The organism is Acinetobacter sp. Ac_5812, assembly GCF_013072695.1.
Taxonomy (GTDB): domain Bacteria; phylum Pseudomonadota; class Gammaproteobacteria; order Pseudomonadales; family Moraxellaceae; genus Acinetobacter.
Window position 1 is genome coordinate 232,588 of record NZ_LXUK01000001.1, and the last position, 14,020, is coordinate 246,607.

9 protein-coding genes and 1 tRNA gene are annotated in these 14,020 nt (G+C 37.7%); 4 read left to right on the plus strand and 6 right to left on the minus strand.

Annotated elements, in window-relative coordinates; translation table 11 throughout:
- Positions 1–97 precede the first annotated feature (97 nt).
- Complete coding sequence (gene aqpZ / locus A7P55_RS01180) at positions 98–787, plus strand: aquaporin Z (RefSeq protein WP_171550785.1); 690 nt, start codon at positions 98–100, stop codon at positions 785–787.
- 50 nt (positions 788–837) lie between these two features.
- Here the strand turns inward: aqpZ and A7P55_RS01185 are convergent, their stop codons facing one another.
- The 3 genes from A7P55_RS01185 to A7P55_RS01195 all read right to left on the minus strand — a co-directional run bounded on the left by A7P55_RS01185 (position 838) and on the right by A7P55_RS01195 (position 4,261).
- A complete protein-coding gene (locus A7P55_RS01185) occupies positions 838–1,080 on the minus strand; it encodes a hypothetical protein (protein ID WP_171550786.1) in 243 nt (80 codons plus the stop codon).
- A gap of 68 nt (positions 1,081–1,148) precedes the next feature.
- Positions 1,149–2,222 (minus strand): DNA/RNA non-specific endonuclease, encoded by a 1,074-nt coding sequence (locus tag A7P55_RS01190; RefSeq protein ID WP_171550787.1) that lies wholly within the window; start codon positions 2,220–2,222, stop codon positions 1,149–1,151.
- A gap of 158 nt (positions 2,223–2,380) precedes the next feature.
- The gene (locus tag A7P55_RS01195) at positions 2,381–4,261 is read right to left on the minus strand and encodes a potassium transporter Kup (protein ID WP_171550788.1); all 1,881 of its coding nucleotides are present in this window, start codon (positions 4,259–4,261) and stop codon (positions 2,381–2,383) included.
- Positions 4,262–4,386: 125 nt separating this feature from the next.
- Here A7P55_RS01195 and A7P55_RS01200 point away from each other — a divergent pair.
- The 3 genes from A7P55_RS01200 to A7P55_RS01210 all read left to right on the plus strand — a co-directional run bounded on the left by A7P55_RS01200 (position 4,387) and on the right by A7P55_RS01210 (position 6,553).
- Positions 4,387–4,476: transfer RNA gene (locus tag A7P55_RS01200), tRNA-Ser, on the plus strand.
- A gap of 183 nt (positions 4,477–4,659) precedes the next feature.
- Positions 4,660–5,835, plus strand: a complete 1,176-nt coding sequence (locus A7P55_RS01205; protein WP_171550789.1) for an integrase arm-type DNA-binding domain-containing protein — start codon at positions 4,660–4,662, stop codon at positions 5,833–5,835.
- Positions 5,836–5,959: 124 nt separating this feature from the next.
- Positions 5,960–6,553, plus strand: a complete 594-nt coding sequence (locus A7P55_RS01210) for a hypothetical protein (protein ID WP_171550790.1) — start codon at positions 5,960–5,962, stop codon at positions 6,551–6,553.
- Positions 6,554–6,779: 226 nt separating this feature from the next.
- Here the strand turns inward: A7P55_RS01210 and A7P55_RS01215 are convergent, their stop codons facing one another.
- The 3 genes from A7P55_RS01215 to A7P55_RS01225 all read right to left on the minus strand — a co-directional run bounded on the left by A7P55_RS01215 (position 6,780) and on the right by A7P55_RS01225 (position 14,016).
- On the minus strand, positions 6,780–9,935 hold the full coding sequence (locus A7P55_RS01215; RefSeq protein ID WP_171550791.1) for an HsdR family type I site-specific deoxyribonuclease: 3,156 nt from the start codon (positions 9,933–9,935) through the stop codon (positions 6,780–6,782).
- An 84-nt stretch (positions 9,936–10,019) separates the two neighbouring features.
- Entirely contained in the window at positions 10,020–11,258 is a 1,239-nt protein-coding gene (locus A7P55_RS22845) for a restriction endonuclease subunit S (protein ID WP_354667316.1), read from the minus strand.
- A gap of 1 nt (position 11,259) precedes the next feature.
- On the minus strand, positions 11,260–14,016 hold the full coding sequence (locus A7P55_RS01225) for a type I restriction-modification system subunit M (protein ID WP_171550792.1): 2,757 nt from the start codon (positions 14,014–14,016) through the stop codon (positions 11,260–11,262).
- Positions 14,017–14,020: the final 4 nt, after the last annotated feature.

A 14,020-nucleotide genomic window follows, 5' to 3' on the forward strand; every position in this document is an offset into this window, starting at 1 on the left:
GAATTAGTTCACAATTTTTTCACGAGGGTTAAACATATCCATAATAAATTTTGGATGTTTGCTTTTTTTATTTTTTATAACTGATGTGGTGATAACAATGAACAAATATTTAGCAGAATTTCTGGGAACCTTTTGGCTCGTTTTTGGTGGTTGTGGTAGTGCTGTGCTTGCAGCTGCATACCCAGAACTTGGGATTGGTTTCTTAGGTGTTGCATTAGCGTTTGGTTTAACTGTATTAACTGGTGCCTACGCTTTCGGTCATATTTCAGGTGGTCACTTTAACCCAGCCGTCAGTGTTGGTTTATGGGTCGGTGGACGTTTTGATTCTAAAGATTTAGTCCCTTATATCGTGTCTCAAGTGATTGGTGGTGCGTTTGCAGCATTCGTGCTGTACATCATCGTACAAGGTCAAGCAGGCTTCGCAGGTACTGGCGGTTTCGCAAGCAATGGCTATGGTGAACTCTCTCCGAACCATTTCTCAGTTGCGTCAGCATTCCTGATTGAGGTTGTTTTAACTGCATTCTTCTTGATCGTGATCATGGGGGCTACTGATCGTCGTGCGCCTGCAGGCTTTGCACCAATCGCAATTGGTTTAGCATTAACATTGATCCACTTGATCAGTATTCCAGTGACCAATACCTCGGTAAACCCTGCACGTAGTACTGCGGTTGCGTTATTTGCTGAAACGGCAGCTATCAGCCAACTGTGGTTATTCTGGGTTGCGCCAATTATCGGTGCCATTATCGGTGCAGTGATCTACAAATTTGTGGGCAGTGAGAAAGACTAAGCGCGATATATCCCATAAAAAAAACAGCCTTTATCGGCTGTTTTTTTTATTTATAGAAATGGATTTTCAATATCTTGCTCAGGTTTTCTGTCAATCTGCTCAGGAAGTTGTTCTTTTTCCAAAGCGGCAACCACGTCATTGATAAAGCTTTGCAATACCTTGGCGGTTTTGAGGCCTGCCAGATCTTTGGTAATCTGCAAATTGCCATATAAACTCACGCAATCGACCTGATTTTCCAAAGTCAGATCATAAATTGCCGAAGATTCATCACCCTGTTCAAAAGGTTTAAACATCGTTTCCCTCTCATTGTTCTTGTCTAATCCACAACATGAGCCAAGCAGGCTGACTTTGCAAGCGGTACTTATCGCAAGATTTGTAAGAAATACTGCACCAAAGCATTGACCAATTGATTGATCAAGGCTTGCTTGGTTTCTTCATCAATTTGCGGAAATTTACTCTCCGTCGCTCCAGTCGGCTTTGAACTAAACTCACGTTGCTGCGCTTGAATTGCATCAGTTTTGGCATCTTCAGCACATTGACTCTGACCATCCCAATGCGAATAGCTAATGTCTTTATTCGGCTTCACTTGCTGCGCAGACAGCGGTAGTTGATAGACATTACGCTTCTGCTGTTCAGTCAACTGCGGGAATAAATTAATGCCTAGTTTCTCTTCTAAATAACAGACACTGACCACTTTGACCTGCTGAGAATTATTATTTGGCGCATAATACGCCCCTATAATCCCTTGCTTGGGTAAATACACGGCTTTGTAGACCGCAGTCGGGACAATCACACCACTGCCAATGGTTTTCAGGCGCTTGCCTTCAAATACGGGACCTGTCAGCACATAGGCGTCTTTATGCTGTTTAGTCACCATCGAACGTACAGCTTCTTCTAATTTACGCCACACTTCCTGATTATTCTTCGGCGCTTGTGGCACCATATTGGCCAGTGAGAAGCTGTCATATTGTGCAGCGGTATTATTCATATCACCATTCGGTGCCATATGACCACGGTCATAGCCAGAACCACGATAGTCCGACAATAAAGCACGATGAGCGGGCTTTACTCGTGTTTCCTCGTGGAAATTATCTTCCCGTTTAATTTTGACGCTCAAGCGTTCTGGGGTCAGATATTCTGCCGTCCATAATGGGGTCTTGGAAATACCTGAGTACATCACATTAAAATCATTAAAACACAGTGCATAACTGTCTTTTTTCAGACTGTCTTTGCTGAGTAAAGGCGGAACATCACGATAAAACTGTTTTAAACAACCGGTATTACTGGATTGAAATGGGATGAACTTGGAAATTTTTTCACTGCCAAATGCGATCGCAAAACTCCCTGTTGCGACCAGTGCCAACATCATTTTTCCAACATTTTGGCTCAAAAAAGCAAATGGGCTTTTACTCTTTCGGGTTGGTCTCTTTGCCATAACTACATCAAAATCAATATGAACGCGCAGCTTAACAACTCAAAAGCCCTATGTATATTGAGTTTCAGCCCAGAGCGACATTTTATGTCGCAAATCTGTACACTCAGGCAACAGACAATAAAAAAGGCACCCGAAAGTGCCTTATTATCTGTTTTTATTTAAATTTCAATCTGACTACCCAACTCCACCACGCGGTTGGTTGGAATCTGGTAGAAGTCACTGACAGGACTGGTATTGCGCTGCATCGAGATGAATAACTTTTCACGCCACGGCGACATACCATCGCCCACGGTATGTACAATACGATCACGTGAAATAAAGAAGCTCATTTGCATCATATCAAACTCAAAATCCAACGCTTTATAGGCTTGAGCCAAAGCCACTGGAATATTGGGTTGATCTTTAAAACCGTAATAGATAAAGATACGATAAAAATGCTCATCCAGTTTTTCAACTTTTAAGCGATCTTCATCTGCCACATAGGGAATATCTTGGGTATAGACCGTAACCATGACATTGCGTTCATGCAGCACTTTATTGTGCTTGATGTTGTGTAACATCGCATGCGGCACAATGTTTGGGGTTCCTGTTAAGAAAATCGCTTCACCTGGCACAAAATGGGTTTCTTTGCTCATGCCAATACTTTTGATAAACAATTCAATCGGCAAGGCATTGGTTTCCATACGGGTATAGACGATTTCGCGGCCACGTTTCCACGTCATTAAAATGGTATACACCACCACACCAATCAAGATCGGCACCCAACCGCCCGACAAGATTTTTAATGAAGTTGAACCAACAAAAATTAAATCAATAATCAGAAAAGGTACGGCAAATAAGGCCACTTTCCATAACGGCCAACGCCATACACCATAAGCTAAAGTCGAGATCAGAATGGTACCGCACAGCATGGTCATGGTCACAGCAACACCATAAGCACTGGCCAATTCCGCACTGCTTTCAAACAGTAAAATCAGGATCACCACCGAGATAAACAGCACCCAGTTAATGAATGGTAAATAGATCTGCCCTTGTTCCACATCCGAAGTATGGTGCACAGTTAGGCGCGGTAAATAGCGTAATTGAATGGCTTGGTTCGCCATCGAAAATACACCAGTGATCACTGCTTGAGAGGCAATCACGGCTGCGGCTGTTGCTAAGCCAATCATTGGGAATAAAGCCCAATCGGGAACCAGTAAATAGAACGGATTTTCAATGGCTTTGGCATCACGCAACAGCAATGCGCCTTGACCTGCATAATTCAGTAATAAGCAAGGAAGAACCACCAAGAACCACGCCAATTTAATCGGCACGCGCCCAAAATGCCCCATATCAGCATATAGAGCTTCGCCCCCAGTCATGGTCAGAATCACCGCACCCATGGTGATAAAGGCAACTGTCGGTTGATCAAAGACAAAATGGAACGCCCAATACGGATTGACCATCATCAAGACATAAGGCGTCTGGATGATGCTCCACAGTCCAATCAGACCAATAGATGCAAACCATAATAGTGTAATCGGACCAAAGAATTTCCCCATGGTGGCGGTACCATGTCGCTGCACCATGAATAATGCGGTGAGGATACCCAAAGCAATCGGAACCAGCCAACGATCTAAAGCAGGTGTCACCAGACTCAAACCTTCAATCGCAGATAGGACTGAAATTGCAGGGGTAATGATCCCGTCACCAAAAAACAGTGATGCCCCGATAAAGCCCAATGCGATCAGAAAGATTTTATTTTTATTGCTAAAAACGGAAGAGCGCAGATTCAGTGCGAGCAATGACATGATCCCGCCTTCACCATTGTTGTCCGCACGCATGATCATTGAGACATACTTAAAACTGATGGTTAGGTTCATACACCAGAAGATCAGCGAAAGAATACCTAAAATCGACCCTTCACTGATATCAACATGTCCTGTGACAAAGCATTGCCGTATTGCATAGAGGGGGCTGGTTCCAATATCTCCAAATACCACCCCTAATGCTGCCAGCGTCATTGCTGGCAAAGCGGCTTTTTTTGCAGTACTTTGCATATGATGTTGTCTTCAAAATTGAACGTGATATGGCGCAATATTATCATTAGCCAAAAACTTTTTCTGCAAATCTGTTCGACTACAACTTGGCAGCGTGCATTTTTTTGGGTACTATCGCACACCTTGGTGAGGTGTCCGAGTGGCTGAAGGAGCACGCCTGGAAAGTGTGTATACGTTTGCGCGTATCGAGGGTTCGAATCCCTCTCTCACCGCCAAATTTACTTTCTATGATATCTCATAGAGTCCTAAAAGCTTAAATTTAAAGGATTTAAGCTTTTTTTATTGCCTTATGTTTTCCAATTAACCCTATTGAATCCTGAGATAGTTGGGGGTATAACTGGGGGTATAATAAATTACCTCTATTTTTATACCCCCAAATTTCTACAGGAAGCGCTGCAATGCTTACAGATGCTCAAGTCAGAAAGATCAAACCTGCCGAAAAGAAAGCCAAATATTCTGATGAAAAAGGCATGTATCTGGAAGTCACACCATCAGGCGGTATGCACTGGCGTATGAAATTTCGCTTCAATGGCAAAGAAAATATTTTCAGCATTGGCACATATCCCGACACCACACTTGCCCAAGCGAGAAGAATTCGTGATGAAGCAAAGTTAAAACTCAAAGACGGCATTAATCCAAACGAAGCAAAAAAACAAAAAAAATTACTGGTCGATGAAAGTACGCTTTTCAGACCACTTGCGATGGAATGGATGCAAGATCGTAAAGCAGTGATAAAAGAAGCGACTTATTTACGTGATTTATCCGTATTTGAAAAAGACCTATTCCCTGCTTTAGGTGATATGCCTATTGATAAGATCAAAGGGAAAGATGTACTCGCTTGCGCCAAAAAAATTGAAGAGCGTGGTGCATTAGAAATGGCGAAACGCTCAATCCCTTTAGCTGGGCGTATTTTCCGCTTTGCAATATGTAAAGGTATTATTGAGAACGATCCTACTCCACACTTAGGAGAGGCGCTCAAGCCACGCAAAGTAAAAAATATGGCACGTTTAGATATTTCAGAATTTCCTGCCTTTCTTGAACGTATGGATCGTTACCACGGTAACCTTATCATTCGATCTGCCTTACAGTTTATGACACTTACTTTTGTCAGAACAGCAGAGCTTAGAATGATGGAGTGGGATGAGATTGATTATGAAAATCGTTTATGGCGTATTCCTGCACACAAAATGAAAATGGGTATGCCTCACATTGTACCGTTATCAAAGCAAGCTTTAGAAATATTGCAAAATATTCAACCAATTACAGGCATAAAACAGTATGTTTTTTATAACTACAGTACTGCAAAGCCAATCAGTAGCAACGCTCTTTTATGCGCAATTCGGACTATGGGCTATAACGGTAAAATGACAGGTCATGGATTTCGTGGACTTGCATCTACAACTCTACATGAACAAGGATATAGAAATGATGCTATTGAGATTCAACTAGCTCATAGGGTTGGAAATACTGTATCTCAGGCTTATAACCATGCACAACACCTAGACTACCGTATCAAAATGATGCAGGAATGGTCTGATTTTATTGATAATTTGAAGAATAAAATTCTTTCCTGATTATCAAAATTCTAAAATAAAGTTTTAATCTTCTTGCATAAAATTGTAGGGTATCCTATATTAGCAATCAAAGTAGGATATCCTACAAATATTAGCATTATAAAATTTTAAAAGGATTTTACCAATGGTAAAAACTAGAGCTGAAATTAATCAAGAAAGTAATGACCGCCGTGGAGTAGTTAACAAGGCCTTTAAGTTGCATCAGAATACTGTTGATGCTATTCGCAGTTTTTCTGATGATTCGGAGAAATCTCAAGCCCAACTCGTGACTAATGCTTTTGATGGTTTTTATACACCTTTACCTGCTGGCTATGAAAATGAATATGGTGAAGATATTTCAGCAGATATTTATATTTATCATCCCTATAGTTTAGAAACATGGCTCATTATCACGAATGTTGGATATGACTATGATGAAGAGAAAGAAATTGATTTTAATGAAATTAACTTTGAGGACATGATTAATTACTTTATTAGCCAGCATTTGCCAGGTCTTCATATCAATCATATCAAGATTTTCTATACCCCAATACTCGGCTCAGGTGAGTTCTACAGACCAAATTTCTCCAAATTAAAGCAAGAAATGTACAAAGAGTCAGTATCTTTCTTTTTTGACCTGTTCCATGAAATGCCAACCCTATTCCGATACAAGAATCTTGAAATGGTTCCAATGTTGGAGGATTATAAAGAATATGAAAAATTATTAAAACTATATTAATTTCAAAAATTTAAATATATTGAAAGTTAATAAGTGAATATTCTGCTAATGAATATTTGAATGTTATCATCATTTACTATTACCATTTCTTACTTTATTAACTTGTTATGATTTTTATCTAAGAGACGGAGCTTACTTCATCAGTAAGCCTCTTTTCTTTACATATTAAAATTTAAAAACTTACCAGACAAAAATTGCCCTCTCATCATCATTGAAACTATGCTAACTAAGAGCTTTTCAAAATAAATTCTTTTAGAAATGCTGAGACTTTAACATTCACTTTGAAGAGAGGTATTGTACCTTCCTCAACTTTCTCAAAATATTGTTTTGCCTTTACTTTATCAACAGAACTCAACAATTGTCCAAAACGTCCAAATTCATCAATATTACTTTCATTCACATGAACATTGATTAGCTGCCTCAGTTTCTTTTCATCTAGTCCCAAAGAATGAGCAATTTCGTGAATTTCATCCTCTTTAGCCTTAAATTGATATTCAGTAATGTAATCCCTAAACGATTTCCCCTCATTGAGCTGCACATCACCACGCTGAATCGCATGTAAGAAAATATTAGCAAATTTTTGTTCTTCTTGCGTAAGTGCAGCAAAACTCTTATGCAGCTCATTTAATGCTTCTTCAACTGAAGCAACTTTACTTCCATCATTTAAAGATTTTAAGTATTTGTTAAATCGACTATTCATGTAGTCAGAGTCAATTTTATCGGTATCGATTTCCGTCAAATAACCTTCGATTTCAAATGGTACGTTTCTCCCTGTTCCACCACCACCCCCAGCCGAGAAAAGCTCTTTGTAACGTAGTGCTAAAATCAAGTAAGTTTGCTTATCTATATCAACTTGAAGACTATATTCTTTTTCATCTTCATCCTTGAAATCATAACTTAATGTATTCCAATTAAAGCCTTGAATTTTTGCAGCTTCCAGATAGTCATTAAGCTGTTTAAACAGTTTGGCAAACTGACCACAAGATTCTTTATCCTGTGGCAACCGATCAAAGTTAGTGATTTTTGCAGATTTAAATAATTGGCAAATTTCCTGATAAATGAAATTCATTCTTTTTAAATTGATTTCCAACTTATCAACAAATAAAGCCAATGGCTTATCACCCGAATATAATTTGACGGCAGCATCAATATTACGTTTCATGGTGTGGGGTTTACGATAGTATCGAATCATACCAAAAGGCTTATCTTTACCAAATAAGCGGTTTGTACGTGAAAATGCCTGAATTAAGTTTGCATATTCAAGTACTTTATCTAAATACAAGGTATTGACCCATTTAGAGTCGAATCCTGTTAGCATCTGGTCTACAACAATAAGTAAATCAATTTGCTTGTCAGGGATATGTTCAATCCGTTCATAAGGCTTTTTGTGTGCCAACCGATTAGCAATATCTCTTTTAAACTTGGCATGTGTTGCCATATTAAATTTCATGCCATAACGTGCGTTATAATCTTCTATAATTTCGACCAAACCATCTTCTTTAAAGGCAAATCCATCGGTATTGTCAATATTTGGATCAAACAATGCCGTAATTTTTAATGCAGGATTGGCTTGTTTAAATAGGCGGTAATACTCAATTGCCTCTTTAATACTACTAGTGGCAAAGATGCCGTGAAATTTATAGTTTTGGCTATATTGCACCCAATTTTCTAAAATATCTGAAACGACCTTATTTTGATGTTCAGGCTCATGATATTGTTCGGTTAGAACGTAATCTTCGATTCCCTTAATGTATTTATTCGCCTGATCTGTATAGCCTGCCATTTTGACTTTACTGCTGTTCATAAAGTCATTATAGATCACACTCTTTTTAGGATCAGCCAAAGCCTCTGCTACTGTATTAGCTTTGGCTTTATGCAATGCGACTGCTTCACGAAGTTTAGAATCTTTATAGGTAGAAATCAGGTAAGGGTCAAAACCAAGTACGTTTTTGTCACGGATACCATCTGCAATACTGTAACGATGTAATTCATGACCAAATACAGTTGCGGTCGTATTGAGTTTCTTTTCGTTTTCTTCCTGAATCGGTGTGCCTGTAAACCCAAAGAATACCGCTTGTGGAAAAGTATCTTTGATGGTCAATAACATATCACCAAAAGTTGAACGATGTGCTTCATCAACAATAATCACAATACGCTTATTCTGCATTTGCTCTAAATCATGCGTATTGACTCCACTTTCTCCATTTTTGATATTACTCATTTTTTGAATAGATGTGACAATAAGTGCATGCTTATAGTTATTACTTTTTAGTTTACTGATCAAAGCATAAGTATTTTCGGTCGATTGTACATAATTTTTATTCGCATCTATTCCAACATTTTTTTTGTCAGATTCATCTGCAAAGTTATTATATTGCTCTAATGACTGTGTACCGAGTTCAATCCGATCCATTAAAAAAATTACTTTATCTGCATCTTTAGATGTTGCAATGAGGTAAGCAGATTTAAAGCTGGTCATGGTTTTACCTGAACCTGTAGTATGCCAGATATATCCACCTAAACGATCTCGTCCATCCCATTCAATACGGGCCACACGGTCCGAAATAGCACGTACAGCATAAAACTGATAACTACGCATGACTTTCAGTACACCATCAGTTCTATCCGCAACAGTATAAAAACCGATAAGCTGGTGTGCCATTGGGATAGACAAAAGATCTGCTGCAATATCTTTCCAGTAATTCATTGGCTCATTGTTAAAGTCAGCCCAGTTAAAGTAATAATCTGAGTTAAATTTTCCATCAGGACCAGGATTGGCAAAATATTTTGTTTCTTCAGGATTCATGGCAACAAAGATTTGCACCAAAGAAAATAAGCCTGAAAATATGCCTTCATGTGCATATTTTTCAATTTGATATGCTGCTTGACTGGCGGGTACGCCTGAACGTTTCAATTCTAAATGAAACAAAGGCATACCATTTATCAATAGCAATAAGTCACCACGACGATCATTAAGAATAGGTGATGATGTTGGAAACTTAGGTTGTTGTACAATTTGGTAACGGCTTTTACCTGCTGCAATCTCTTGTCTATCGTAAATGTTCAGACTAATTTCTTTACCTAAGTGCAAAGTATCCTTTGGGTTGTCTCGCTTAATCGAAACAGTCTTACCATTAATAAAACCATTCAATGCCAATGGTGTCCGCAAGGTTTTGATTTGTTCTAAAATTTGTTGCATCTCACCATCGGTTAATGGCTGATTGTTTAAACGGTCAATTTCACGATTGTTTTCAAATAGAATCTGCGCCCAATTGTTGAGTAAATCCTTTTCCGTTGGATTTTTGATAACTTCTTTCCAACCTTTGTTAAGTAGGGCTTCTATGAGTGCTTTTTCAAATTCTACTTCGTTTTTAAAGGTCATGGTCTATTTACTTTTATCAAGTGATATTAGCTTTAAGCATTCAGTTGCTTAAAATCTCAAGCAACTGAATTATTCAATATTATATTAAACAAACATTTTTTCCAAAAAAGCTTGTTTTAGATTTTTTAGAGTTTGAAGCTGTTGCTGTTGTAGTACAAGGGTTCTATCAAGTTGTTTAAAGAATTGCCCTACTTTCTTCTGTTCCTCCAGTGTAGGACAATAGATTGGCATTTCCATAAATATCGTATCTTTTATTGCTAAACGATCCGAACGAGCGCCAGTATCACCATTTAAAAACATAAATTTATGCCAAATTGATGTTTCAAAATAAGTTTCTAAAAACTGATAATCTACACCTTGTACTCTAAAAACAAAATAAAGTGGGGAAACCACGCCTGTTCGACCTAGCTTATTACGCTTGATAGGACCTACTGGAGCAAAGTTAGATATACGAGGGTTGTAGATAAAATCATTAGCCTTTACAACATAGTACCCTTTAATATTACTTGCATTCGATATATCTTTGTCAAAAAAATCACGTTGTGAAATGACACCAAATTGAGCAGAGTTTGTAAAAGTTTCTGAATATAAATTTTCGCAATTCTTTTCAAGCACTTTAAAAGAAATATCTTTTAATTGCTTTTCTTCCCAATCCTCAATAAACCCTTTTAAACGAATCTCAGGCTGCTTACATCCTTCTTTGGGAAACATTTTTTCCAACATAGCTTTTTTAAGATATTGCGTTTGGCCTAGTTTCTTTTCTTGTAAAGCAATAAATTTATCAAGATTTTGGAAAAAGTTGCCGATTTGGGTTTGTTCATCATAACTAGAAAAGAAAGATAAGAATTCTTTCATGTCTGATGAAAGAATATGCCTAATCGTATTACCTGTAGCAATTTTTTCAATAGCTTTTTTCGCATTATTCGTTTGCCATTGATAATTTAAAAAGTGAGGATTAGTTTGCATCTTATAATCTGAAAACATAATCAAAGCATGAGCTGCTGAATTATTTAATTCTTCAGAAATTACAGCAGAATGTCCTACATGACCTGACTGAACCATCACAAGATCATCAGTTTTAAGCCACTTATCCTTTTGTTTTAAGTAAAAATAATCATCAATAAAAATTTGTGATTTTTTATTGATTTTTCCATCTTTTACATTATTGGATTCTAAATAAAAATTTCCTTTTTTCACATAAAAAGGAGTCGCTGTACCAACAAAGGCATTCCGAATCCTTCCAAAAATATTATTTAATGGTTGCTCTTTCCAGCTTTCGCTATATCCATTAAACCTTACCACAGGGCATTTTTGCTTTTCCACATTACGCCCCTTTTAACAAAGTTTGAAACTGCTTCAAGCCTTGCATGTCAAAAGCATCACCAGCTAGATCATCTATTAGGTAGGCAAGACTATTTTCCGCTTCAGTGAGTTTTTGCGTAGTTTCTGTATAAGTCACCGCATACTTATCCACCAAAGCCTGCACCACATCAGTCAAATGCTCAATCACTTCTTTCGGCAATTCTAAAATTGCTCTTACAATTGGGTTAACCCATTTCTCTTCGAGCAATTCTAATACCTGTGCATCTTCCAAAGCTTCAATCGTAGCTTTGGTCAAAATATGCAAAGCATTGGCATCATCTTTGATTTCAGCTTTAAGCTGTTTTTCTCGTACAAGTAAATCTTCCACCTGGAATAATTTGGCTTCTAAAGAATCCTCAGCAAAAGTAAAATTAGCCTGCAATATTTTCAAATACGCTTTTACTTTGCCTACTGCATAGCTGCCATTTTTATTTGCTTCAATATTTGCCCACTGCACTTCAGAATGTACCTGTACAAATTGCTCCTGTTCAGGTTTCTTTGCTTTATTACCAAGCAATTCCAAAAACGCATTGACCGCTCGAATTTCAGGCGTTTCAATATCTTCAAAAGCCTGTCTTAATATCTTGTTAATCTCTGCTGTTACAAAAGCGTCATTGGCGTCGTTTAATAAAGTATCTTTTTCCTCTTCAGACAGAGAATCCATAATCGCTTCAATTTCAGCACTGGTTTCAGTTAAAGTACGTTCTTTGTCTTGTAAGGTGGTTAATTCATCTAGAAGTAAATGCTGTTGTACCAAATCGAATGGTAAAACATAACCCACCCAACCGTCTTGAACTTCCTGTTCTTTACCATCTTTCTTTTTAATGACTATATTTGGATTAACAATCTTGGTTGCAAGTAAACCTTCAGACTGAATAATTTCCAAATCACCTGCAATGCTTTGCCATTGATCATCCAAAGCTTGATATGCCTGATATTTATCTACTAAAGGAATATTTTCCAAACGCTTAAAAATATCAACACTCAATACATTTTCTTGCTGTGCAATATGCAAAGTCTGCATCTTGCCAATCAACTCAGCTTTTAGATAAGCACGGAAATTTGTAAAAGCGTTATTAAATTGAGTGCTGAATATCTTAACATTTTCATGTTCATGAATCGCTTTACTGATTTCTGTGGTTGCCAATTTTACATAAGGCGTATCACTATCTGTAAATAAATCATGACGCAACTGCGGGAATGCTTTCCAATAGTCTGTATGGACATCAATTTCTTTCTTTGGAATGCCACCGAACATAGTAGCATAAATATCCCATGTTTCACTTGCTGCGGAAGAATCCACATAACGAGGGATATTTAAGTTATAACTATGATCACGAATCTCTTGCTGACTTACAACTCTGGAGAATTTTTCAACATCTTTACGTTGAATCACGGAGTCTACAATTTTCTTGATATTCGATGCCTGTAAGTGGTTATTTTTACCCACTTTCACAAAACCTTTCGACGCATCGACAATTAAAACGTCATTATTGCTACGACGTTGCTTTAAAATAATGATGACGGTTGGAATACCAGTCCCAAAGAAAATATTGGCAGGCAGCCCAATAATTGCATCAATATGGTTATTTTCAATCAAGTTTGTACGAATACTTTCTTCTTCACCACCACGGAACAACACCCCGTGAGGCAAGACAATTGCCATAATACCATCTGGTTTTAGATGATATAAATCATGCAGTAGGAAAGCATAATCCGCTTTGGTTTTTGGTGCTACACCAAAACGAGCATAACGAGGATCTGAGTCTTTATTTGTTGGATCCCACGCCTGAGAATAGGGTGGATTGGATACGACTGCATCGACATACAATGGTTCATAGGTATTAATTGGATCATTGTCATCAAAATATGGCCAGTCATCCTCTAGGGTGTCGGCATTCCGAGCAACAATATTGGCAGGTAAAATACCACGCATAACCAAGTTCATACGAGTCAGGTTATATGTATTTTCCTTTAACTCTTGGGCATAGTATTTGATCTTATTAGCATCATTCACATGCTTGGCAACTGAACTACCAATATTAATCAGTAATGAGCCAGAACCACTTGTTGGATCGTAAATTTTGATTTCTTGTTGATCTTTTAAGTGATGTGCAATGATTTCAGACATCAACACAGAAACTTCATGTGGTGTATAGAACTCACCTGCTTTCTTGCCTGCATTGGCAGCAAACGAACCAATCAAATACTCATAAATAAAACCAATAACATCATAGTCTTGCTTGTTATTCATTGGAATATCTTTGATCAGTTGCAGTAAATCACTAATCGCTTTAGTCTGGCTGTTTGAGCCGTCACCTAGTTTACTTAAGCCTGTTTCTAGTGTTTTAAAAATGCCATCAAATACTTTTTTGTGTGAATTATTGATCAAACGTGAAAATGCTGAAAGTGCATCACGGACATTGGCAACATTGAAGTCATTTCCTTTTTTTAGCCATGTCGAAAATAGATTGTCATAAGCAATAAAGTAGCCAATACCATTCTTAATAAATTCAACCGTTTCAGCATCTTCTTCTGTCAGTGTTTCTATATCTGCCTGACTAAAATCATTTGCTTTTAAAAAATTTAATTCTTTATCTGACAAGAACTTATAAAACATAAATCCTAAAATGTAGTCTTTATATTCATTTGCTTCAATTTTTGAGCGCATTTTATTTGCGGATTCCCAAATTTTTGAGGCGAGTTGTTGCTTGTTCATAGAT